Source organism: Streptomyces sp. DSM 106670 (genome assembly GCF_055792845.1).
The window spans coordinates 812,970-834,427 of the sequence record NZ_CM147704.1; the positions used below are offsets into that span (position 1 = coordinate 812,970).

Annotated in this window: 27 protein-coding genes and 1 riboswitch; of the genes, 15 read left to right on the forward strand and 12 right to left on the reverse strand. The window is 71.8% G+C overall.

Annotated features, from left to right (window positions below; all coding sequences use genetic code 11):
• Nucleotides 1-16 precede the first annotated feature (16 nt).
• The 3 genes from ACSMXR_RS03325 (at nucleotide 17) to ACSMXR_RS03335 (ending at nucleotide 2,210) form a co-directional block, all read left to right on the forward strand.
• A complete protein-coding gene (locus tag ACSMXR_RS03325) occupies nucleotides 17-145 on the forward strand; it encodes a hypothetical protein (RefSeq protein ID WP_266490095.1) in 129 nt (42 codons plus the stop codon).
• 231 nt (nucleotides 146-376) lie between these two features.
• Nucleotides 377-1,093 (forward strand): lysophospholipid acyltransferase family protein, encoded by a 717-nt coding sequence (locus ACSMXR_RS03330; protein ID WP_030081338.1) that lies wholly within the window; start codon nucleotides 377-379, stop codon nucleotides 1,091-1,093.
• Nucleotides 1,094-1,178: 85 nt separating this feature from the next.
• A complete protein-coding gene (locus tag ACSMXR_RS03335) occupies nucleotides 1,179-2,210 on the forward strand; it encodes an NAD-dependent epimerase/dehydratase family protein (RefSeq protein ID WP_137231749.1) in 1,032 nt (343 codons plus the stop codon).
• A 30-nt stretch (nucleotides 2,211-2,240) separates the two neighbouring features.
• Here ACSMXR_RS03335 and ACSMXR_RS03340 read toward each other — a convergent pair whose 3' ends face one another.
• On the reverse strand, nucleotides 2,241-3,824 hold the full coding sequence (locus ACSMXR_RS03340; protein ID WP_381933538.1) for an alpha/beta hydrolase: 1,584 nt from the start codon (nucleotides 3,822-3,824) through the stop codon (nucleotides 2,241-2,243).
• A gap of 459 nt (nucleotides 3,825-4,283) precedes the next feature.
• Here ACSMXR_RS03340 and ACSMXR_RS03345 point away from each other — a divergent pair, with 459 nt between their 5' ends.
• The 5 genes from ACSMXR_RS03345 to ACSMXR_RS03365 all read left to right on the forward strand — a co-directional run bounded on the left by ACSMXR_RS03345 (nucleotide 4,284) and on the right by ACSMXR_RS03365 (nucleotide 7,519).
• Complete coding sequence (locus tag ACSMXR_RS03345) at nucleotides 4,284-5,123, forward strand: hypothetical protein (RefSeq protein ID WP_473171202.1); 840 nt, start codon at nucleotides 4,284-4,286, stop codon at nucleotides 5,121-5,123.
• On the forward strand, nucleotides 5,120-5,710 hold the full coding sequence (locus tag ACSMXR_RS03350) for a hypothetical protein (RefSeq protein WP_473171203.1): 591 nt from the start codon (nucleotides 5,120-5,122) through the stop codon (nucleotides 5,708-5,710). Before ACSMXR_RS03345 ends, ACSMXR_RS03350 begins: the two co-directional genes overlap by 4 nt.
• The gene (locus tag ACSMXR_RS03355) at nucleotides 5,707-6,318 is read left to right on the forward strand and encodes a hypothetical protein (RefSeq protein WP_473171204.1); all 612 of its coding nucleotides are present in this window, start codon (nucleotides 5,707-5,709) and stop codon (nucleotides 6,316-6,318) included. Before ACSMXR_RS03350 ends, ACSMXR_RS03355 begins: the two co-directional genes overlap by 4 nt.
• Before the next feature lie 77 nt (nucleotides 6,319-6,395).
• On the forward strand, nucleotides 6,396-6,890 hold the full coding sequence (locus tag ACSMXR_RS03360) for a hypothetical protein (RefSeq protein ID WP_381796497.1): 495 nt from the start codon (nucleotides 6,396-6,398) through the stop codon (nucleotides 6,888-6,890).
• The gene (locus ACSMXR_RS03365; RefSeq protein ID WP_381796495.1) at nucleotides 6,887-7,519 is read left to right on the forward strand and encodes a hypothetical protein; all 633 of its coding nucleotides are present in this window, start codon (nucleotides 6,887-6,889) and stop codon (nucleotides 7,517-7,519) included. The genes ACSMXR_RS03360 and ACSMXR_RS03365 overlap by 4 nt, the downstream gene beginning before the upstream one ends.
• Before the next feature lie 201 nt (nucleotides 7,520-7,720).
• Here ACSMXR_RS03365 and ACSMXR_RS03370 read toward each other — a convergent pair whose 3' ends face one another.
• From ACSMXR_RS03370 to ACSMXR_RS03400, 7 genes are all read right to left on the reverse strand, one after another.
• Nucleotides 7,721-8,494, reverse strand: coding sequence for an urease accessory protein UreD (locus ACSMXR_RS03370; protein ID WP_381796493.1), 774 nt, complete (start codon nucleotides 8,492-8,494; stop codon nucleotides 7,721-7,723).
• On the reverse strand, nucleotides 8,491-9,168 hold the full coding sequence (gene ureG / locus ACSMXR_RS03375; protein WP_381796492.1) for an urease accessory protein UreG: 678 nt from the start codon (nucleotides 9,166-9,168) through the stop codon (nucleotides 8,491-8,493). The genes ACSMXR_RS03370 and ureG overlap by 4 nt, the downstream gene beginning before the upstream one ends.
• A gap of 25 nt (nucleotides 9,169-9,193) precedes the next feature.
• Nucleotides 9,194-9,856: an urease accessory protein UreF gene (locus tag ACSMXR_RS03380; RefSeq protein WP_218526880.1), complete on the reverse strand. Its 663-nt coding sequence runs from the start codon at nucleotides 9,854-9,856 to the stop codon at nucleotides 9,194-9,196.
• 15 nt (nucleotides 9,857-9,871) lie between these two features.
• The gene (locus tag ACSMXR_RS03385; RefSeq protein ID WP_376188893.1) at nucleotides 9,872-11,593 is read right to left on the reverse strand and encodes an urease subunit alpha; all 1,722 of its coding nucleotides are present in this window, start codon (nucleotides 11,591-11,593) and stop codon (nucleotides 9,872-9,874) included.
• Entirely contained in the window at nucleotides 11,586-11,897 is a 312-nt protein-coding gene (locus ACSMXR_RS03390) for an urease subunit beta (RefSeq protein ID WP_044369300.1), read from the reverse strand. Before ACSMXR_RS03390 ends, ACSMXR_RS03385 begins: the two co-directional genes overlap by 8 nt.
• A gap of 13 nt (nucleotides 11,898-11,910) precedes the next feature.
• The gene (locus ACSMXR_RS03395) at nucleotides 11,911-12,213 is read right to left on the reverse strand and encodes an urease subunit gamma (RefSeq protein ID WP_030081323.1); all 303 of its coding nucleotides are present in this window, start codon (nucleotides 12,211-12,213) and stop codon (nucleotides 11,911-11,913) included.
• A gap of 137 nt (nucleotides 12,214-12,350) precedes the next feature.
• Entirely contained in the window at nucleotides 12,351-12,971 is a 621-nt protein-coding gene (locus tag ACSMXR_RS03400; protein ID WP_381796489.1) for a TetR/AcrR family transcriptional regulator, read from the reverse strand.
• A gap of 128 nt (nucleotides 12,972-13,099) precedes the next feature.
• On the opposite strand from ACSMXR_RS03400, the gene ACSMXR_RS03405 reads away from it, so the two are divergent.
• On the forward strand, nucleotides 13,100-14,092 hold the full coding sequence (locus ACSMXR_RS03405) for an ABC transporter permease (RefSeq protein ID WP_473171205.1): 993 nt from the start codon (nucleotides 13,100-13,102) through the stop codon (nucleotides 14,090-14,092).
• Between the two features lie 89 nt (nucleotides 14,093-14,181).
• Here the strand turns inward: ACSMXR_RS03405 and ACSMXR_RS03410 are convergent, their stop codons facing one another.
• On the reverse strand, nucleotides 14,182-14,466 hold the full coding sequence (locus ACSMXR_RS03410) for a type II toxin-antitoxin system Phd/YefM family antitoxin (RefSeq protein ID WP_030081320.1): 285 nt from the start codon (nucleotides 14,464-14,466) through the stop codon (nucleotides 14,182-14,184).
• A gap of 104 nt (nucleotides 14,467-14,570) precedes the next feature.
• On the opposite strand from ACSMXR_RS03410, the gene ACSMXR_RS03415 reads away from it, so the two are divergent.
• The 3 genes from ACSMXR_RS03415 (at nucleotide 14,571) to ACSMXR_RS03425 (ending at nucleotide 16,547) form a co-directional block, all read left to right on the forward strand.
• On the forward strand, nucleotides 14,571-15,176 hold the full coding sequence (locus ACSMXR_RS03415) for an ATP-dependent Clp protease proteolytic subunit (RefSeq protein ID WP_381796485.1): 606 nt from the start codon (nucleotides 14,571-14,573) through the stop codon (nucleotides 15,174-15,176).
• 37 nt (nucleotides 15,177-15,213) lie between these two features.
• Nucleotides 15,214-15,528: a hypothetical protein gene (locus ACSMXR_RS03420; protein ID WP_137231447.1), complete on the forward strand. Its 315-nt coding sequence runs from the start codon at nucleotides 15,214-15,216 to the stop codon at nucleotides 15,526-15,528.
• 380 nt (nucleotides 15,529-15,908) lie between these two features.
• Nucleotides 15,909-16,073: riboswitch (cyclic di-AMP (ydaO/yuaA leader) on the forward strand.
• A 3-nt stretch (nucleotides 16,074-16,076) separates the two neighbouring features.
• The gene (locus ACSMXR_RS03425) at nucleotides 16,077-16,547 is read left to right on the forward strand and encodes a C40 family peptidase (protein WP_030081314.1); all 471 of its coding nucleotides are present in this window, start codon (nucleotides 16,077-16,079) and stop codon (nucleotides 16,545-16,547) included.
• 60 nt (nucleotides 16,548-16,607) lie between these two features.
• Here the strand turns inward: ACSMXR_RS03425 and ACSMXR_RS03430 are convergent, their stop codons facing one another.
• A complete protein-coding gene (locus ACSMXR_RS03430) occupies nucleotides 16,608-17,255 on the reverse strand; it encodes a LysE family translocator (RefSeq protein WP_218526874.1) in 648 nt (215 codons plus the stop codon).
• 74 nt (nucleotides 17,256-17,329) lie between these two features.
• Between ACSMXR_RS03430 and ACSMXR_RS03435 the strand changes: the two genes are divergently transcribed.
• Nucleotides 17,330-18,271, forward strand: coding sequence for a LysR family transcriptional regulator (locus tag ACSMXR_RS03435; RefSeq protein ID WP_381796483.1), 942 nt, complete (start codon nucleotides 17,330-17,332; stop codon nucleotides 18,269-18,271).
• A gap of 65 nt (nucleotides 18,272-18,336) precedes the next feature.
• Here ACSMXR_RS03435 and ACSMXR_RS03440 read toward each other — a convergent pair whose 3' ends face one another.
• Nucleotides 18,337-18,768 carry an ATP-binding protein gene (locus ACSMXR_RS03440; protein ID WP_137231444.1) on the reverse strand — a complete coding sequence of 144 codons (432 nt, stop codon included), beginning with the start codon at nucleotides 18,766-18,768 and terminating at the stop codon, nucleotides 18,337-18,339.
• Between the two features lie 236 nt (nucleotides 18,769-19,004).
• Here ACSMXR_RS03440 and ACSMXR_RS03445 point away from each other — a divergent pair, with 236 nt between their 5' ends.
• Both ACSMXR_RS03445 and ACSMXR_RS03450 read left to right on the forward strand, forming a co-directional pair.
• Nucleotides 19,005-19,871 (forward strand): helix-turn-helix domain-containing protein, encoded by an 867-nt coding sequence (locus ACSMXR_RS03445; RefSeq protein ID WP_030081302.1) that lies wholly within the window; start codon nucleotides 19,005-19,007, stop codon nucleotides 19,869-19,871.
• A 13-nt stretch (nucleotides 19,872-19,884) separates the two neighbouring features.
• On the forward strand, nucleotides 19,885-20,157 hold the full coding sequence (locus ACSMXR_RS03450) for a DUF397 domain-containing protein (RefSeq protein ID WP_381796481.1): 273 nt from the start codon (nucleotides 19,885-19,887) through the stop codon (nucleotides 20,155-20,157).
• On the opposite strand, the gene ACSMXR_RS03455 is transcribed toward ACSMXR_RS03450, so the two are convergent.
• The gene (locus tag ACSMXR_RS03455; protein WP_381796479.1) at nucleotides 20,150-21,310 is read right to left on the reverse strand and encodes an 8-amino-7-oxononanoate synthase; all 1,161 of its coding nucleotides are present in this window, start codon (nucleotides 21,308-21,310) and stop codon (nucleotides 20,150-20,152) included. The genes ACSMXR_RS03450 and ACSMXR_RS03455 overlap by 8 nt on opposite strands.
• Nucleotides 21,311-21,458: the final 148 nt, after the last annotated feature.

Below are 21,458 nucleotides of genomic sequence, written 5' to 3' on the forward strand. Positions count from 1 at the left end.
GAAAACCATGGGATACATGACCGTCGGGGCGCTGGTCGCGGTGACCGCGTACACCGTGGCGCTGGGAAGCAGCGGCTGGCTCTGGTTCGGCTGGGTGGTGCTGGGCCTGTGCACCCTCGGCATGCTGGCCACCCAGGACACCTGACCGCCGTGAGCGACCACGAGGGCGCCCGACCGTCGCGGGTGACCACGAGGAGTCCGACCGTCGCGGCGGGTGATCAGGCCTGACCGGCCCGGGGGCGGGTACCAGCCAGGAGACCGGTTCGCTACGGTCGCACCGTCACGCCGGAGCCTTACGCTGTAGGGCCCCGGCACCCCTGTGACCCGGTAGTACGCAGTCCTGAGTCGGCCCGGCAGAGCGAGGTGCACCCGCAAGGTGTTTTATTACGTCCTGAAGTATGTCGTGCTGGGGCCCGTGCTGCGGCTGCTGTTCCGGCCCCGCATCGAGGGCCTGGAGAACATTCCTACGGGCGGCGCGGCGATCGTCGCGGGCAACCACCTCTCCTTCTCCGACCACTTCCTGATGCCGGCCATCATCAAGCGCCGGATCACCTTCCTGGCGAAGGCGGAGTACTTCACGGGCCCGGGGATCAAGGGCAGGCTCACGGCCGCCTTCTTCCGCAGCGCGGGCCAGATCCCGGTGGACCGGTCCGGCAAGGACGCCGGGCAGGCCGCCATCCGCGAGGGGCTCGGCGTCCTCGGCAAGGGCGAGCTGCTGGGGATCTATCCGGAGGGCACCCGCTCGCACGACGGGCGGCTCTACAAGGGCAAGGTCGGGGTCGCGGTGATGGCGATCACCGCGCAGGTTCCGGTGATCCCGTGTGCCATGGTCGGCACCTTCGAGATCCAGCCGCCCGGCCAGGTCGTGCCGAAGATCAAGCGGGTCGCGATCCGCTTCGGCGAACCGCTGGACTTCTCCCGCTACGCGGGCATGGAGAACCAGAAGGCCGCGATCCGGGCGGTGACGGACGAGATCATGTACGCGATCCTCGGACTCTCCGGCCAGGAGTACGTGGACGAGTACGCGGCCAAGGTGAAGGCGGCCGAGCAGGAGGCCGCGCCGCCGAGGAAGTTCCCGAAGCTGCGACGCTGAGCGCGAATTCGCCACCGGCAGAGCGCCCTCGTCCGGGCGGTCCCGCTCCCCTAGCGTCGGTTCCATGAGCAACGGACAGGCATGGGTGCTGGGAGCGACGGGTCAGATCGGGCGGGCCGCGGTCCGCGCGCTGACCGCCGACGGCTGGGAGGTCACCGCGGCCTCGCGCGGCGGTGACCGGGACGAGGGATGGGATGCCGGGGTCCGGGCGGTGGCGCTCGACCGGGACGAGCAGGGGGCGCTGGAGAGGGCGCTGGGCGACGGCTGTGACGTGCTGGTCGACATGGTGGCGTTCGACGGCGCGCACGCCCGGCAGTTGACGGGGCTGGCCGACCGGATCGGCTCGGCCGTCGTGATCTCCAGCGGCGCTGTGTACGAGGACGAGCGGGGCCGCAGCTTCGACACCCAGGCCGAGCCGGACGGCTTCCCTCGCTATCCCGTGCCACTGCCGGAGAGCCGGCGCACGGTGGCCCCGGGGGACGCCACGTACGGCACACGGAAGATCCTGCTGGAGCGGGAGCTGCTGGCGGCGGGCGAGGCACTGCCGGTGACGCTGCTGCGCGCGGGCGCGGTCCACGGCCCGTACTGCCGGACACCGCGCGAGCTGTACTTCGTGAAGCGGCTGTTGGACGGGCGGCGGCGACGGGTGCTCGCGTACGGCGGGGAGAGCCGCTTCCACCCGGTGCATGTGTCCAACGCGGCGGAGCTGATCCGGCTGGCCGCCCGCAGGCCGGGATCGCGCGTGCTGAACGCGGCGGACCCCGAGGCGCCGACGGTCGCGGAGATCGCGTCGGCGATCGACGTGGTGCTCGGGCGGGAGACGGAGACGGTGCTGGTCGACGGCGCTCCCCCGGAGGGACATGTCGGGGAGACACCGTGGAGCGGCGCGCACCCGGTCGTCTACGACATGACGGCCGCCGGGGAACAGCTCGGCTACCGGCCGGTGACGGGGTATGTGGAGTCGCTGCCGGAGACGGTCGGGTGGCTCGCCGGGGAGCTGGCGGGGCGCGACTGGCGCGAGGCGTTCCCGAAGATGCTGCGCAACTACGGCGAAGGGCTCTTCGACTACGCGGCGGAGGACGCCTGGCTGGCGGCGTACGACCGGGGCCGCCGCTGAGCGGCCCCGGTCGTACGGCTCCTGAGTGCGTTACGGCTTCGGCGTGGCGTGCGGGGTGCACGTCACGTCGCGCCGGTCGGTCTTCCCGGTGAGCAGGTAGGTGTCCACCCGGTCGTTGACGCAGGGGTTGACCAGTCCGGTGACACCGTGGGATCCGGCGTCCTTCTCGGTGATGAGCCGGGAGCCCTTGAACCGCTTGTGCAGCTCGACCGCGCCCGCGTACGGGGTGGCGGCGTCGCGGGTGGACTGCACGATGAGGACGGGCGGCAGGCCCTTGCGGGTCTTCACGTCCAGCGGGGTCTGCTGCTTGGCCGGCCAGGTGGCGCAGGGCAGGTTCATCCAGGCGTTGGCCCACGTCATGAACGGGTAGTCCGCGTGCAGCCGGGTGTTGTCCCGGTCCCAGGTGCGCCAGTCGGTGGGCCACTTGGCGTCGGCGCACTCGACGGCGTTGTAGACCGCGTTGCCGTTCTCGGCGGCGGCGTTGCCCGCGAGGTCGCTCATGTCGGGGGCCGCGGCGTCGATCAGGGCCTGGGTGTCACCGGCCCGGTAGGCGCTCCAGGTCTTGGCGGTGGGGGCCCAGGCGGAGTCGTAGTACGGCGCGCTCTGGAAGAAGCCGATGAGCTCGGCGGGGCCGAGCACGCCCCCGATGGGCTCCTTCTTGGCGGCGGCCCGCAGTTCCAGCCAGGCCTTCTCGACCTTCTGCGGGGTGTCGCCGATGCCGTAGACGGAGTCGTGCTTCGCGACCCACGCCTTCCAGTCGTCCCAGCGTGCCTGGAAGGCGATGTTCTGGTTCAGGTTCGCCCGGTACCAGATGTTCTTCCGCGAGGGGTCGACCACGCTGTCGACGACCATGCGCCGTACGTGGGTCGGGAAGAGCGTGCCGTAGACGGCGCCCAGGTAGGTGCCGTAGGAGACGCCGATGAAGTTGAGCTTCTTCTCCCCGAGCGCGGCCCGGATGACGTCCAGGTCGCGTGCCGTGTTCGGCGTCGTCATGTGCGGCAGCATCGCGCCGCTGCGCTCGCCGCACCCCTCGGCGTACTCGCGGGCCAGCTTGCGCTGGGCGCGCTTGTCGGCCTCGCTGTCGGGGACCGGGTCGGCCTTGGGGACCTTGACGAACTCCTGCGGGTCCACGCAGGAGATCGGGGCCGAGCGGCCGACGCCGCGCGGGTCGAAGCCGACGAAGTCGTACGCCTTCGCGGTCTTCGTCCAGAGCGGGTTCTTGGTGGTGACCCGGGTCGGGAAGCGCAGTCCGGAGCCGCCGGGGCCGCCCGGGTTGTAGAGCAGGGCGCCCTGCCGCTCGCGCTTCGTGCCGGTGCTGACGTGCCGGTCGACGGCGATCTTGATCTTCTTGCCGTTCGGCTTCGCGTAGTCGAGCGGCACCGTCACCCGGCCGCACTGGATGGGGGCGGTCAGGCCCCAGTCCTCCGGGCAGTCCTGCCAGTCGATCCCGGCCTTGGCGGCCCGCTGTGCCGCGAGGGCGACCCCGCGCGCCTCCGCGTCGCCCCGGCCGTGGTGGCGGCCGTCGGCACTCGCGGCGGGCGCGGCCATCGCCCCCGCTATGAGCGTGCCCGCGACGAGAGCCCCGGCCGAGCCGAGCACCGTTGTACGTCTCACGTGAATCTCCCCCTTCATCCGATCCGCCGCCGAGGGCGGCGTGGTCATCGGTACGTCGCGGGGATCCTTTCGTCTGTGGGGCACCTGGGGCCAGGGCGTACACCTGTTTCTTTACCGAACCCATAACCGGTGAAGGAAGTTCGCTCAGCGGACTCAGCGGACTCAGCGGGTCTCCGGAACGCGATCGAGCCGCAGAGGGCGTGGAAGGACGACGCCGTCGCCCAGCGCGCTGAGTTCTCGGGCCGGCAGCGGTGGGTTGGTCCACGACACGCCTGTGCGGGGCACGAAGGCAGGAGATCGGTTCATGCCGACCTTCGTGCCGGTCCCCGCAAGTCCCTTGCTTCTGTTCGCTCTTGACGCCGCGCGCCGGTCCGACCACGCTCAGAAGCACAACTGACCAACTGCGGGGAACCGGTCCCGATGTGGCATGAAGGGACGAACGTGCGGCAAGAGACACCGGTGACGCAGCTGCCGGGCGATCCCGCCACGGTGTGGGAGTACGCCGCGGAGCACCCGGGCACGGACCTCGTGCGGCGGCGGGAGGTACCGCGGCCGGAGTCCGTCGAGGAAGTCGCGAAGTGGGAGGACCCGGACGGCCTGGGCAAGGTCGAGCTCTACTACGCGCCGGCGTTCTGGGTGCTCCTCCCCCTCTCGGCGCTCGGCTGTCTGGTCTGGGGCACGATCACGAGCCCCGAGGGTCATGACTGGGTCGGGACGGTGTTCGGCGGGATCGTCCAGGGTCCGCCGTGGACGCTCTGGCTCGTCTGGGCCGGCGTCGGAACCTGGCTGCTCGTCGCTCTCGGTGTGTTCGCCCTCCGTGCGAGCCTGACGCCGGAGGTCCGCAGAGCGAACCAGTGGATCTTCGAGCACGGCGTACCGCACACCCTTCACCGCTCCCCGTTCACGCGTGACGGAGGCGAGGGCTTCATCTCGCCCACGCTCATCGCGATCGACCACCGCCTCGACGACGCGCAGGCCACCCGGATCCACCAAGCGCTCCACACTTGGCTGTCGGACGAGGCCGTGCAGGAGCGACTGAGCCACGGGACCCTGCGACAGCCGCAACAAGTCGTCCCGGCGCAGGAGATCTTCGGCCCGAACGCCAAGGGCGGCTACTACGTCGAGTCCGTCCCCGGGTTCGGCTCACCCGACGACTTCGAGCCGCACCGGTGGGCGCTCATCACCGAGTCCCGTGACGAGCGGAGCGAGCCGCATGTCACCGCGGTGCCGGCCGAGAAGAAGCTGCAGCGGTTGCGTGCGAAGCTCCGCCGGAAGGCAGCGCGAAGGAGCGGACGATGAAGTGGCTCGACCAGTGGATCCACAACGCCGACGACCAGACCGAGGACTGGATGTCGAAGACGGGTTCGCCCGGGACGCGTACACGCATCCGGCGGTGGTCGCGGATGGAGACGGTCGGCGTGGTGGCGACGCTGGCCGCTGTCCCGCTGCTCCTCCTCGCCCCGCTCGCCACGCTCGCGTTCGCCATCTGGTTCAGCGTTGCCGGCATCGGTCGCACGGACGTGTACTGGTGGCTGTGGGGCATCGCGGTCGGGGTGCCGCTCGTCGGAGGCGTACTCATGGCCGTAGGCAGTGGCAGGCGCCTCGCGGCCTGTTTCGCGGACGGGTATGTGTCGACAGGTCGCGTCGACCGGGTGATCGAGTGCCCCGGCAGCGGCGACGACACCGCGTCGTACGAGTTGAGGGTCAGCGCGGAGCTGCCCGGCGGGGTCGTCCTGCGCCGGAAGGTGTACCGGGAGGGGAGCAGCCCGCTTCGGCGGGTCGGAGGACCGATCCGCTTCCGTCACAACACCCTCGATCCTGAGGACCTGCACGACGTTCTGTTCGACGGGTTCCCCGGCGCGGAGACGAAAGCGGTGCGATCATGAGCCGGCCCGAGGAGCGCCTGCGTTCCGAGCGCTGGCGGTTCAGGGCCATGTGGCTCGTGGTCATCGCCCTGGTCGCCTGGCTGGCCTTCGGGTTCGTCCGGGAGCCGGCGGCCTCCGGGCCGGAGCGGTTGACCGTCGGGATCCTCGCCTGCTGCTTCGCCGCGCCCATGGTGGTGACGATGGGCTACCGCAGGACGCTTCCCGCGCTCGACCGGACTCCACGGCAGGCCACCGTCACCGGGCGCGTCCGCTTCGAGGTGGATCCCGACTCCGACAGCGACATGCCCGCCTACGACCTCGTCGACGTCCGCGTCGACGTCGACGGCGTCCAGGTCGACACGACGATCGCCGACATCGTCGCCGCGGAAAGCCTTGCGCGCTTCGCGGTCGGCTCGGTCTGGGACGTGTACGCCTTCGAAGACCCGGCCGAGCTGAACAACGACCCCCACCTGACCCGGGTCATCCTCACCGAGGCCCACGAGGACGTCGTCCGGACCGGATACGACCTCGGCACCTACGTGCTGCATCAGGAACCGGGGCCCGGATCGGACCTGCTGCTGCGCCACTTCGCCAACGACCACCGTGCGCGGAAGGCAGCAGCGTCATGACGTGGGGGCAGACCGACGCGTGGATGAGCCGCGCGAGGACGCCGGAGACCCGGGCGCGGATCCGACGGTGGTCGCGCGTGGAGCAGGTCTCCGGCTGGATCCTGTTGACCGGTACGGTCGCGTTCGTCGCGTCGGTCCCGGTCGGCATCGGTCTCGCCATCTGGTTCTGGGCCGCCGGCGTCGACCGGTTCGACGTCTTCGCCTGGTTGTACGGATCGGGCGTAGGGGTGCTGCTCATAGCAGTTGGCCTCGACGCATGGGTCGGCCCCCGGCTCGCGGAGGCCCGGTTCGCCGACGGGCGGTGCACCGTGGGCACCATCGAGGAGGTGGTCGAGCTGCCCGGGCCCGATGCGGACGGGAACCCGACCTACGACCTCGTCGTCCGCGCCGAACTTCCGGGACGGCCCGCGCTCCGGCGCACCCTCGGCTGGGGTTCGGGAGACTCGTCGGGGCCGGACGATCGCTGGGCCGGGCGGGCGATCCGCTTCCGCCACAACACGCTCGACCCCGACGACGAGCACGACGCGCTCTTCGACGGATGGCCCGACGACAGGCAGGAGAGCTACCGGTGAGCTTCGGACGCCTTGGCGGGCAGGCCCGCCCGAAAGAGAAACCCCTCACCGAGGGGCACGTGGCCGTCGGCGTGATCGAGGAGGCGATCGAGGACGGTCCCACCGAGGTGCAAGGCCCCGACACGCTCATCATCGGCGCCGACGTGCCGGCACACGGGCGGCTCCGCCGAAGGGTGACCTCCCCGCTCCCGGCGCCCGGCGCGGGGCGCGGCCTGGTCGGACGGACCGTCCGCTTCCGGCACCACACCCACGACCCCGACGACATGGACGACATCCGCGTCGTCCGGTGGCCCGCCGAGCTCAGGAGGACTCTGGAACCGTTCCGTCCGGAAGTGCCCGGGTCGGGACGTGCACGGGCCTGGAGGTTCCTCGGCCGGTGCAGCGCTGTCGCCACGGCGGGAGGCATCCCGCTGACCATGGTGATGCTCATCGGCGTGGTGTTCACCTCCGGCGAGCTGTTCGCCGATCTCCCGGAGTGGTTCCGGCCCGGCGCGGTGCTCGCGGCGAGTGCGGGCGCGGCGGTGCTGGGGCCGTTCGCGTTCGCCTTCTGCGAATCCCGCAGGACAGCGGCTCTGGCTCATTCCCGATGTATGAACCCCACCCCTGCGCCAACTACGCGTAAGGGGTAGAACAATGGCATCACTGCGGTCGACCATGCCCGAGACGAACCGCAGGTCATGTGCGCAATATCGTGGGGTCCTGCGCTCGACTGTCGGCAACACACCGGGCTCGTTCCAACATGCCATGTTGGTAGGGCAGTTGATGTGACGCACAAGTGAAGCCCCTGGCAGACGAGTTCACGACCAAGCTCACCCGCACCACCAGAGGCTTCACCCCTTGAGTCCGTCCAGAAGTTCGCGCGTCGCCTCGTCCAGGATCCCCCGCAGCAGGCGGGCGTCGGCGGCCACCGCGGTGACCAGGACGGCGGGTCCGGCCAGCGGGGTGAGGGCGGCGGTGGGGCCGAGGAGGCGGGCGGGGAGCGGGGCGTCCTCGAAGGACGGGTCGGCCAGGAGGAGTTGGCCGACGGCCCGGTGGCCGGCGAGGACGGCGGGGCCGTCCCAGCCGCCGGGGGCGCCGGGGCCGTAGGCCAGTTGCTGGTCGAGGAGGGGGCGGCCCGCGCGGTGGACGGTGAGGCGGGTGGTGAGGGCGCCGGTGGGTTCGCCGTGGCGGCCGAGGATCTGTTCCTCGCGCAGGAGAAGGCGTGCGGTGGCAGCGAGTTGGACGCGGGTGGTCTGGTGCAGGCGGCTGCCGTGGGCGGAGACCAGTTGTTCGGGGAGCCAGTGCAGGGTCGCCCCCTCTCCCACGGTCAGGTTCACCGTGTACGTGGACGGGTCGGCGTCCGGCTTGGGGCCCGGGAGGGCGACGGTGGCCGCCGCCGCGTCGACCGTGAGGCGTGCGCCCTCGGCGGCCTCCGCCTCGATGGCGAGGCGGTCGCCGTTCAGCGGGGCGCTCATCGCGCCGACCACGGTGACCCGGGCGTACGTGGCCCGTGGGGAGCGGGTGCGGCGCAGGGCGAGCGGGCCGTCGCTCTCCAGGACGGGCAGCGCGGTGCCGCCGCGGCCGTCGGGCTCGGCGCGCAGCCGGGCCTTCGCGCGGACGCTCACGCGGTCCAGGAGGCGAGCTGTGCGCGCACCCAGTCGGCGACCGGTCCGACGCCCTCGGCCGAGGTCAGCGAGGTGAAGGCGACGGGGAGTTCGCCGCGCTGCTTCTTGGCGTCCAGGGCCATCCGCTCCAGGTCGGAGCCGACGTAGGGGGCGAGGTCGGTCTTGTTGACGACGAGGAGGTCGGCGGTGGTGACGCCGGGTCCGCCCTTGCGCGGGATGTCGTCGCCGCCCGCGACGTCGATGACGAAGATCTGCGCGTCGACCAGGCCCTTGGAGAAGGTGGCGGTGAGGTTGTCGCCGCCGGACTCGACGAGGATCAGGTCGAGCGGGCCGACCGCGTCCTCCAGGTCCTCGACCGCTTCGAGATTGGCGGAGATGTCGTCGCGGATCGCGGTGTGCGGGCAGGCGCCGGTCTCGACGGCCTGGATCCGCTCGGGCGGCAGGACGGCGTTGTTCAGGAGGAAGTCGGCGTCCTCGCGGGTGTAGATGTCGTTGGTGACGACGGCGATGGAGATCCGGTCGCGCAGTTCGCGGCAGAGGGCGGCGACGGTGGCCGTCTTGCCGGAGCCGACCGGTCCGCCCAGGCCGATGCGCAGGGCGCGCCGGGTGCCGTCGGGACGGGTGGCGTCGGCGCCGACGGCAGCGGGGCCGTCGTGGGTGTGGCCGAGGTGCATGAGACTGCTCCTGCTTCTTGAAGGGCTATGAGGCGAACAGGCGGACCGGCCAGGCGGCGTGGGCCTCGGCGGTGATGTCGAGGAGCGGCGCGGAGGCGGCGGGCAGGGCGTCGATGCCCTGCCGGGCGGCCTCGGCGGCCTGTTCGGCGACCCGGTCCAGCTCGGGGGCGAGCCGGGCCAGGACGGCGGTGGCGTGGAAGGGGTCGAGGGAGAGGAGGCGGACGACGGCGGTGGCGGGGCCGCTGACGGTCTCGTACGCGACACAGTGCGCGGCGTCCACGGGGCCCAGGCCCGCCGCCCGTGCGGTGAGTCCGAGGACGACGGGCTGGTGGGCGCCGCGCGGCCGGGCCGTGGCGAGCGCGTCCAGTTCGGGGCTCGGCCAGGTGGCGCGGGCGGCCCGCATCATCTGCCGGCCCAGCTTCCGGGCGGTGGCCCGCAGGGCCGGCGAGGGCGTACGGGCGTCGGCGGCCTCGTCCAGGGCGAGCGGGTCGAGGCCGTGGGCCGCCGCCGCGGCGAGGGCGGCGGCGGTGAGGCCCGCGGTGTGCAGCCGGCCCCGGCAGAAGGCGGCGAGGGAGTCGGCGTCCCGGACGCGGCCTTCGGCGACGGCCGGTTCGGCGCCGCCGGAGTGGGCGTGGCCCCCGGCGGGGAACCGACCGTCGGCGAGGACGAGGAGAGCTGCGCGTGACATGGCTGCGACCGGCTCTCAGAAGAGGAAGTAGCGCTGGGCCATGGGCAGTTCCGCCGCCGGTGCGGGCTCGACCGGATCGCCGTCGATGGTGACGGCGAAGCTGTCCGGGTCGACGTGGACCTGTGGCACGGCGTCGTTCTCCCGCATGTCCGCCTTGGTGACCCCCCGGGTGCTGGTGATCGGCACGAACCGCTTGTCCAGGGCGAGCCGTTCGGGCAGTCCGTCCTCGATCGCGGCGGTGGAGACGAAGTTGAACGAGCTGTGGGCCGCCGCCCGCCCCAGGGCGCCGAACATCGGCCGGGGCATGACCGGCTGGGGCGTCGGGATGGAGGCGTTGGCGTCGCCCATCTGCGCGTACGCGATCTGCCCGCCCTTGATGACGGTCTGCGGCTTGACGCCGAAGAACGCCGGGTCCCAGAGGACGAGGTCGGCGAGCTTGCCGGTCTCCACGGAGCCGATCTCGCCGCCCATGCCCTGGGCGACGGCCGGGTTGATGGTGTATTTGGCGACATAGCGACGGACCCGGTGGTTGTCGGCCCGGCCGTCGCCGGGCAGGGCTCCGCGCCGCTTCTTCATCACATGGGCGGTCTGCCAGGTTCGCAGGATCACCTCGCCGATGCGGCCCATGGCCTGGGAGTCGGAGGAGATGATCGAGATGGCGCCGAGGTCGTGCAGGATGTCCTCGGCCGCGATGGTGGAGGGTCGGATCCGGGACTCCGCGAAGGCCAGGTCCTCGGGGACGGCGGGGTTCAGGTGGTGGCAGACCATCAGCATGTCGAGGTGTTCCTCGATGGTGTTGACGGTGTGCGGCCGGGTGGGGTTGGTCGAGCTGGGCAGGACGTACGGCTCGGAGACCACGCTGATGATGTCGGGCGCGTGCCCGCCGCCCGCTCCTTCGGTGTGGTACGCGTGGATCGTCCGGCCGGCGATGGCGGCGAGGGTGTCGGCGACGAACCCGGCCTCGTTGAGGGTGTCCGTGTGGATGGCCAGCTGTGCGCCGGTCCGCTCGCAGACGGTGAGGCAGGCGTCGATGACCGCGGGCGTGGCGCCCCAGTCCTCATGGATCTTGAATCCCAGTGCGCCGCCGCGCAGTTGGGAGTGCATGGCGTCCTGCGACATCGTGTTGCCCTTGCCGAGCAGCCCGATGTTGACCGGGAAGGTTTCCAGCGCCTCGAACATCCGGGCGAGGTGCCAGGGTCCGGGGGTGATGGTGGTGGCCTTGGTGCCCTCGGCGGGGCCGGTGCCGCCGCCGACGAGGGTGGTGATGCCGCTGGAGAGCGCCTGGTCGACGAGGGTGGGCGAGATGAAGTGGACATGGGCGTCGACCGCTCCGGCGGTGAGCAGCTTCCCGTTGCCCGCGATGATCTCGGTCTCGGGGCCGATCACCAGGTCGGGGTGGACGCCGTCCATGGTGTCCGGGTTGCCGGCCTTGCCGATGCCGGTGATCCGGCCGTCCCGGATGCCGATGTCGGCCTTGACGATGCCCCAGTGGTCGATGACGACGGCCCCGGTGATGACGGTGTCGGGCGCGCCTTCGGCCCGGGTGGTGCGGGCCTGACCCATCGACTCCCGGATCACCTTGCCGCCGCCGAACACCGCCTCGTCGCCCGCGTGTCCGGGGCCGCCGGAGCGGTCCTCCTCGATCTCGACGAGCAGATCGGTGTCGGCGAGCCGGATCCGGTCGCCGGTGGTGGGGCCGAACAGGTCGGCGTACACCGCTCGCTTGAGGTCAGGCATCGAGGGCACCTCCGGTTTCGCCGCGCAGGCCGGGGACGACGCGGCGGCCGGCGAGGGGGACGAGTTCGACGTCGGCGGGGATGCCGGGTTCGAAGCGGACCGCTGTGCCGGCCGCGATGTTCAGCCGCAGACCGTGCGCGGCGGCGCGGTCGAAGCGCAGTCCGGGGTTGGCCTCGGCGAAGTGGTAGTGGGAGCCGACCTGGACGGGGCGGTCGGCGGCGTTGAGGACGGTGAGGCGGGTGACCGCCCGCCCCTCGTTGAGGGGGATGTCCCCGTCGCCGTACAGGATCTCTCCGGGAATCATCGGCGCTCCCCCGTCAGACGATCGGGTCGTGGACGGTGACGAGCTTCGTGCCGTCGGGGAAGGTGGCCTCGACCTGGACGTCGTGGAGCATCTCGGGGATGCCGTCCATGACCTCGTCGCGGGTGAGCAGTTTGCGGCCGGACGCCATGAGTTCGGCGACGGTGCGGCCGTCCCGGGCGCCTTCCAGGAGGTGGGCGGTGATCAGGGCGACGGCCTCGGGGTGATTGAGCTTCAGCCCGCGTGCCCGGCGCTTCTCGGCCACGTCGGCGGCCACATGGATGAGCAGACGTTCCTGCTCGTGCGGGGTCAGTTGCACGCTTCCACCTCATCGTCTTCCGTCCGGCTCCGGCTCCGGACGCAGCGGGACCATATCCCCGTTCAACAATCCGTTGAACGGGGATGGCGGTCTCGCGACCATGCATTGCACGTTAGGGCGGAAGTTTTTCCGTTGCGTTAACTGATCTTTTGCGGGTTCATGGACATGAGCCCGCACAACCCGTTCGCCGGCACTTCCGGGCGTACGTCCCCGAAGAGCGCCTCCTGCACGATGAAGCCCTGCGCCGTCGCGATCATCGTTCGCGCCACATGGTCGGCGGGCACGTCGCTCTCCAGGATCCCGGCGGAGCGATAGGCGTCGACGAGTTTCGCCCAGGCGACGCGCATGGTGGCGTACCCCTCGTCGAGCAGCGCGGCGAGCCGTTCGTCGCGCAGCGTCTCCGACCAGAGCTGGACGACGAGCGCGGCGAAGATCCGGCGCTCCAGTCCGTGCACCTGCCCCGCGAGCACCCCGCCCAGCACCTTGCCGAGCAGCGCGTCCGGAGTGGGCGGCGGCGCCGTGCGGGCCGCTTCCTCGAAAGCGCCGCGAATGACACCGAAGGTCTCCTCGGTAATGGCCGCGATGATGTCCTCCTTGCCCGGGAAGTAGCGGTAGACCGCTCCGGCGGACAGGCCCGCCTCCTTGAGGACGTCCTGCATGGACGTGCCGTGGAAGCCGTTGCGGGCGAAGCAGCGCGCCGCGCCGTCGAGGATCTGGCGACGGCGGGCGTCGAGGTGTTCCTGGGATACGCGAGCCATGACCTCAATCTAAAACGAACATTCCTTCTTGACAATCGAACGCGACGTCCCGACAGTGGGAGCAGACCGTAAAACGAACGATCCTTCTCTCAAAATCTTCCGCTGTGCCGCACGAATCGAGGCCCCTCATGCCCACCGCACCCAACCGCCGCGCGGTGGCGGTAGTCCTGCTGATCCCGCTGATGGTGACGCTCGCCCTCTGGGCCTTCGCCTGGCCCGCCGCCCGGATCGCACCGCGCGACCTCCCGGTCGGGGTGGCGGGCGCGGCGCCGGCCGCCCAGCAGCTGGAGCAGCGGTTCCAGCAGCGCGACGGCGCCTTCGAGGTGCACCGCTTCGACGACGAGGCCGACGCCCGCGCCGCGATCGAGGACCGGGTCGTATACGGAGCCGTCGTCGCCACCCCGCAGGGTCCGCACCTGCTCACCGCGTCGGCGGCGAGCCCGGTCGTCTCCCAGCTGCTGCGCGAGGCCGTGACGGCGTCCGCTCCGGAGGGCACGCAGGTCCAGGTCACCGATGTGGTCGCCGCGCCGCCCGGCGACCCCCGGGGCAGCGCGCTCGGCGCGAGCGTCCTGCCGCTGGCCCTGGCGGGCATGGCGGCCGGAGCCGTCGTCACGCTGATGGGGCTGCGCGGGGTGCGGGCCGCGCTGACCCTCGTCGGGTCGGCCGCGCTGGTGGGCCTCGCCGCCACGGCCGTGGCGCACAGCTGGCTCGGCGTGGTCACGGGCGACTGGTGGACGGAGGCGGGCGTGCTCGCGCTCACCGTGCTGGCCATCGGTTCGGCGGTGGCGGGGCTCGCCGCCCTGTTCGGGCCGCGCGGCATCGGCATCGGCGCGCTGCTGATGGTCCTGCTGGGCAACTCCTTCTCCGGCGTCACCAGCGCACCGCAGCTGCTGCCCGAGCCCGTCGGCGCGATCGGCCAGTGGCTTCCGCCGGGCGCGGGCGGTTCGCTGCTGCGCTCGGTCGCGTTCTTCGACGGCAGTGCGGCGGGCGGTGCGGTGCTGACGCTCTCGCTGTGGTCGCTGTCCGGCCTGGCGGCGGTGCTGCTCGCCCGCCGCGCACCGGCTGCGGCCGAGCCGGTAGGGCCGACCGAGCCCGCCCGGGAGCCGGCTCTGACCGGCTGAGCGCCGGGCCCGCGTCCGTACCGAACGAGCCGGGCGCCCCTCCCGCGGGAGGGGCGCCCGGCTCTGTGCTGTCACGGGACGGTCGGGCGTCAGGTGTCCCGGCCGTCGTGGGGGCGGTGCTCGGCGGCGATGCCGAACCTGCGCCGTTCGCCCTGAGCGGATGGCGCGGAGCCGATCGAGGAGACCGAGCTGATCACCTGCTCCTCGGCAGCGGCCTCATCCGCTTCAAGTCGTTGCAGGTCAGCGGCGGATACCAGCGCGATGAGCGGTTTGCCGTGCCGCGTCACCACAACGCGTTCACCGCCGTAGACGACGCGGTTGATCAGTTCGGCTAGCTCCGCCCGTGCTTGCGTCACCGGAATCTCGTAGGCCATAGTCCCCATCATAACCTTCTGTACGTCCTGTACATTTTTTACGCACAGCCGGACGGGCTGACGGACGGACAGACGGATGGCCGGTTCCACGAGAGAGGCACGCCATGATCCGCCCCGCCGCCCGCTACGTACTGCCCGAGTTCACCGAGCGCACCGCGACCGGGACCGGGACGCTGGACCCGTACTCCAAGCTGCTGTCCGAGCGGATCGTCTTCCTCGGGACCCCGATCGACGACACGGCGGCGGGCGACCTCGTCGCCCAGCTCATGTATCTGGAGCACGCCGATCCGGACCGGCCCCTGTCGCTCTACATCAACTCCCCCGGCGGCTCGTTCCAGGCGATGGCGGCGGTCTACGACACGATGCGGTTCCTGACCTGTGAGGTGGAGACCTTCTGCCTGGGGCAGGCGGGCTCCTACGCGGCGGCTCTGCTGGCGGCCGGGGCGAAGGGGCGGCGACATGCGCTGCCCGGCGCGCGGGTAGTCATTCAGCAGCCCGCACTGGAGGAGCCGATGCGGGGCCAGCCGTCCGACCTGGAGATCCACGCGCGCGAACTGGTGCGCACCCGCGAGATGTTCGCGGCCATGCTGGTCCGGCACACGGAGCAGACCGCGGAGCGCATCACCGCCGACATCGAGCGCGACACCATCCTCGACGCGAAGGCCGCCCTCGCCTACGGGCTGGTCGACCACGTCGTGGAGAACCGCTGACACTCCCGGCCGGCGTACGACGTGAGGTGAACCGCCGATGGAACCACCCGAGTTCCCGCCCCTGCCCGCACTGACGCGGGCCGAGGGCGAGTTCGTCGACTGCTATCTGGCCGTGCTCGACCAGGTGGGCCGGATCAATCCGGCCCACGGCGGCGACACCTACAGCGCGCTGCGGGCCGCCCAGGCCCTGGCCTCCCGGGCGGCGGCCCTGCGCGACGCCCTGGCCCTGATGCACGAGCGCGGCGAGTCGCGGATCCACGCCGCCACCCTGGCGCGGGCCCTGCGGGTCCTGGACGGGGAGCGCAGGGCCGGCCGGGTCGCGATGCCGCCGCCGGTGACTGACCCTCGGTGAACCGACGCGCCCGGCGCACCGGGAGCGCCTTACGGGAGCGGACCGGTCGACCCGCCGCACGACACGCCCGATCGCGCGATCACTTTTCCTCGCTCGTTCGGCGTAGGCGATCACCCGCGCGAGCGACGGCCCAACTTGCGTTCCGCGCGCGACCCGTACTCGAAATGTTTCGTTTCGTCGCTGGTGCGAGGGTGTGCGCCCGGCTCACGGGCGAGCGCGAATCCGACCTGTCCACCTGAATGGATCAGTGGTGAGGAGACTCACAAACCGCCGTTTCAGCTCGGAAATCCGGCACCGGGTGCGTCAAGATCCCTGGGACGACAAGCCCCCGCCACCGCGGCGGGGCGGTCCGGGCGGACGCCGAGTCCTGCCGCCGCCCGGATGACTGGTCGACAGAAGTGGATCGGCAGGAGTGGAGGACCCGAGCACAACGGGCCGACCGGGAGACCGGGAAGCCCTCGGGGTGAAGCCGCGTCGAGCGGCCGGGCAACTTCGCCAGCCCGAACCCGACAGGTCATCCTTCACAGGCGGCTGACGAAGGGTTGCGCATGTCTGCGCAGGTTCATGTCCCGTCTCTGTTCGCCCGGGTCGGCACGGCCTCGGTACTCACTCTGGCCGTGACGTCCACGATGCTGGCGCCCGGCCTGGTGAGCGACGCCGAGGCCGCCACCCACTCGACGAAGGCCCTGAAGGTCGCCGCGTCGAAGAAGGGGGCTCCCTACAAGTACGGAGCATCCGGCCCCAGTCGCTTCGACTGCTCGGGGCTGACGCTGTATTCGTTCAAGAAGGCCGGGAAGAAGCTCCCCCGCACCGCACAGCAGCAGTACAACAAGACCCGCCATATCCCCAAGTCGCAGCGCAAACGCGGCGACCTCGTCTTCTTCCATTCGGGGCGCAGCGTCTACCACGTGGGCATCTACGCCGGGGCCGGGAAGATCTGGCACTCCCCCAAATCGGGGGACGTGGTGCGACTGGCGAAAATCTGGTCCAAGAGCGTCTGGTACGGACGGGTCCGCTGACCCACCGACCGGACGCTCTTTCCGTGCGGACGCTCCTCCTCGCGGAAAGGGCGTCCGGTCTCAGCGCAACAGCGGGCCGGTGACCAGCGCGAGCCCCAGACCGGTGAGCGCCACACCGCTGCCGCCCTCGATGGCGCGGGCGGTACGCGGGCGGCGCAGCCACCGGCCCAGCCGGTCCACGAGCAGGGCGACGGCCGGAAACCAGATCAGCGCCAGCACCACCACGAGGGCCGCGAGCAGCAGGGTCCTGGGCAGCGGCGGCTGACCGTGGGGCACGAACTGCGGCAACAGGCTGAGGAAGAGGACCGGGGCCTTCGGGTTGAGCGCGTTGGTCAGGAACCCCTGGCGCAGCGCGCGCCCGAACTCCCGGGGCACGGGCCGCCCCGGCGCGTCCTCGGGCGCCGCGTCGCCGCTCCCCGGGCGGCGACGCCGGATCGCGTACAGCGCGCTGATCCCGAGGTAGAGCACGTACGCGCCGCCGAGCAGCTGGACGGTGCGGAAGAGCACCGGCATCGTCACGAGCACCGCGGCGAGTCCGGCGACCGCGAGCGCGGTGTGCACCAGCAGACCTCCGGCGACGCCGAGCGCGGTGGCCAGGCCGGCGGTGCGCGAGGCCAGGGCGTTGCGTACGACGACGGTGAAGTCGGCGCCGGGCAGCGCGACCATACCGGCGGCGACCCCCGTGAAGGCGATCAGTTGTGCGTCCATGAGGTCCACCTTGGACCTGCGGAGCCTTTAGCGTGTACTTGCAATCTTCTGGGTCTGCCTAAAGGAATGCTTTCATGTACGACCCGACACGGCTCGCGGCACTCGTGGCGGTGGCGGAGGCCGGTTCGATCACCCGGGCCGCCGCCCGCCTGGGCTACACCGCGCCCGCGCTCTCCCAGCAGCTCGCCAAGCTGGAACGGGAGGCCGGGGCGGCGCTGCTGGTGCGCCACCATCGCGGGGCGCGGCTGACGGCGGCGGGCGAGCTGCTGGCGGGCCGGGCCCGGCGGGTCCTGGACGAACTGGACCAGGCGCGGCACGAGCTGGCGCAGCTGGCCGGGCTCTCGGGCGGCAGACTGCGGGTGGGCACGTTCACGACGGCCGGGATCCATCTGCTGCCGCCGGTCCTGAGCGCGTTCCGGCGGGCTCATCCGGAGGTCGAGCTGGCCGTCGCCGACTACGAGCCGCCCGGCGGGATCGCCGCGGTGGTCGCGGGCGAGGTGGACCTCGCCCTGACGCACGCCTACGAACCGGCGACGACGGGTCCCACGCCGGTGGGCGTTCTCGTCGAACCCCTGCTGGTCGAGGAGCTGGTGCTGGTCACCTCGGTGGGCCACCGGCTCGCCGAGGGCACCGGACGGCTGCCGGTCACCGAACTGGCCGGGCGTCCGCTGATCAGCAGCGCGCCCACCCATCCGCCCCGGCGCGGCGTCGAGAACGCGCTCGCCGAGGCCGGGGCGACGCCCGCGGTGGTCTGCGAGTCGCCCGGGTACGCGCTGGTGTGCGCGCTGGTCAGCGCGGGGCTCGGGGTGGCGGTGGTGCCGGAGATGGTCGCCTCGATGGCGGCGGCCCCGCTGTCGGTCCGGCGGCTGGAGCCGGCCTCGTTCCGCCGGACCATCTCGGTCGTGCACCGGGGCGAGCGGTCGACCGCCGCGGCCGCGACGCTGCTCGCACTGCTGCGCAGCGGATTCGGCCGGGGAAGCACGGCCCAGGCGGCGAACCGGCCCCCGCAGGGCTGATCAGCCCTGGACCTGCCCCCGCCGCCGGCTCTGCGGGGCGGGGGCGGCCCCGGGCTGCTCCGGGATCAGCCCTGGACCGGGACGACCCACGGGAGTGCGATCCAGACCGTCTTGCCGCCCTCGGCGGTCGGGGTGACCTGGAGCCGTCCGCCGCGCTCCTTGGCCAGCGCCCGGATGATGACCATGCCCCGGCCGTTGTCCTGCCGTACCGCGGCGGGCAGTCGCTGGGGCCAGCGAGGGTGACTGTCCGTGACGCCGACGTACAGCTCCTCGTCGCGTTCGAGGCGCAGATCCACGGTGAAGGTGGGCGACTGGCCGAAGGTGTGCTGGACGGCGTTGGTGGCCAGCTCCGAGATGATCAGCCGGATGGTGTCGGCGAACTCGGTGTCGTCGGGCAGGCCCCATTCGGCCAGGGTCCTGGCGACATATCTGCGGGCCGAGGAGACCGAGGCCGGATCGCTCGGCAGAGTGACGGTTGCTTCCTGATGGTCTGCCATGGCGACGCCGTCCCTTTCCCGCCCCGGCCGACCGGCGGTCGGCCAGGATTGTGCTTCGCGCCAGACTGCCATTGATGCAGCTCCCTGTAACGGCGTTCGGCCAAGATATGCATATATCTGTCGCTCGAAGCGGTGAATTCAGGACCCGCACGGCGTGGACGGACGGCACACTGGCCCCTCTGCGGGCCGCTCCGGCGACGGACCGGCCCTTCCCGACAGCAGAGAAGGAGACCGGCATGCTGCACGGCCCCGTCGTCCGGCGGCGCAAGCTCGGTGAGGAGCTGCGGAGCCTGCGCCACGCCTCCGGGCTGACCAGCCGGGACGCGGCGCGGCTGCTCGGCTGGCACCAGTCGAAGGTGAGCCGTATCGAAACGGGCGCGAGCGGGGTGACGCCTGCCGATGTGTCGCGGCTGCTGGACGTCTACGCGGTGCGCGACACCCAGTTGCGCTCGCTGCTCGAAGTCCTCGCGGGGTCGGCGGGCGGCGGCGGTTCGGGCTGGTGGCACGCCTACCGGGGGCTGATCCCACCGCAGTACCGCGACTTCATCAGCCTGGAGTCGCAGGCCAGTACGGTCCGCACCCTGGAGACCTCGGTGGTGCCGGGACTGCTCCAGACCGCCGGGTACGCCCGGGCCGTGACCCGCGCCTCCTTGGACGGGTTACCGGACGGCCGGCTCGACTCCCTGGTCGAGGTCCGGCTGACCCGTCAGCGGGTGCTGCGCGCGAGCCCGCCGCTGCGGTTCACCGCCGTGCTGGACGAGGCGGTGCTCCATCGCGAGGTGGGCGGTCCCGAGGTGATGCGGGATCAGTTGCATCATCTGATCCAGGTGTCCCAACTGCCGCATGTGCAGCTCCAGTTGCTGCCGTTCTCGGTCGGCGGGTACATCGGGCTCACCGGCCCTTTCGTTATTTTCTCCTTTCCGAACATTTCTGATCTGGACGTGGTCGTTCTTGACCACTTGACGAGTAGCCTCTATCTGGAGCGAAGAGAAGACCTGGAGGCGTACAGCTCGGCCTTCCGCACCTTGCAGGCTCACGCGTTGTCGCCCGAGCGGTCGCAGGACCTCATCACCGAGATCAGACGCAGCTTCAGACGCAGCTAAGGGGGCCGCCGCCATGTCGGACCGACTCGCACCGCCCGTTGCACCGCCGCCGTCGTCGTCCGTGAGTCCGCCCGCCGCACCGTGGCGGCGCAGCAGCCGCTCGACCGGGATGAACAACTGCGTGGAGACCGCGCGGCTCGGCGACGCGCTCCTCGCCGTACGGGATTCGAAGGACGTGGACCGGCCGCCACTGCGTTTCTCGGCGGCGGCCTGGACCACGTTCGTGACCGGACTCGCCCCGGACGGATCCGGGCCGGACGGAACCGGTCCACGGCACGTCAGCTGAGGTCCGCGGCCGCCTGCCGGGGGGCGGTGGCGACGATCGTGGCCACCGCGGTCGTGATCTGCTCCTCGGTCAGGTCGGCGCGCGCGGTCAGCCGCAGCCGGGAGACGCCGTCCGGAACCGACGGCGGGCGGAAGCAGCCGACCGCCATCCCGGCCGCACGGCAGTCGGCCGCCCAGCGCACCGCCGCGTCCGCCGAGGGCGCGCGGACGGAGACGACGGCCGCGTCGGGCCGGACCGCGGTCAGCCCGGCGGCGGTGAGCTTCCCGTACAGCGAGGCGGCGACCTCCCGGGCGCGGGCCGCCCGTTCGGGCTCCCGGCGCAGCACTCCGAGGGCGCCGAGCGCGCCGCCGGCCGCCGCCGGGGCGAGTCCGGTGTCGAAGATGAACGTACGGGCCGTGTTGACGAGGTGCTCGATGACCCGGGCGGGCCCCAGGACCGCTCCGCCCTGGCTGCCCAGGGACTTGGACAGGGTGAGGGTCGCCACGGTCCCCTCGCCGCCCGCCAGTCCGGCCGCCGCGAGTGCTCCGCGGCCGCCGTCGCCCAGGACGCCGAGACCATGGGCGTCGTCGACCAGCAGGGCGGCGTTCGCGGAGCGGCAGACCTCGGCCAGCGCGGGAAGCGGGGCGGCGTCGCCGTCGACGGAGAAGACCGAGTCGGTGACGGCGAGGGCCCGCCCGTCGTGCGCCCCGAGCGCCTTGGCGACCGCGTCCGGGTCGGCGTGCGGCACAACGGCGGTCTCGGCACGGGAGAGCCGGCAGCCGTCCACGATCGAGGCGTGGTTGCCCGCGTCGGAGACGATGAGGGAGCCGCGCCCGGACAGCGCGGTCAACGCGGCCAGGTTGGCCGCGTACCCGGAGGAGAGCACGAGGGCCGCCTCGAACCCGCAGAACGCGGCCAGCTCCCGTTCGAGTTCGGCGTGCAGGGCGGTGGAGCCGGTGACCAGCCGGGATCCGGTGGCGCCCGCTCCCCAGCGGCGGGCGGCGGAGGCCGCGGCGGCGGTGACCTCCGGGTGCCGGGTGAGGCCCAGGTAGTCGTTGCTCGCGAGGTCCAGCAGCTCCGGCTCGGCGTCGCGCGGACGCAGCGTGCGTACGAGTCCGGCGTCGGCCCGCCTGCGGGCCTCGGCGTCGATCCAGTCGAACGGGGCGAAGGACATGGGGCGGGTCCCTCTCTTTGTAGGCAGCCAACAGACCCTAGCCGGGTGCGCAGCAGGTCAGGGTGTGGCAATACACACACCCTCGCCGGGGTCTCCTGTCTGGTTCCTCCTTGGCTGGAGGCGGTGCGGTAAGCAAGGATCATCTTCC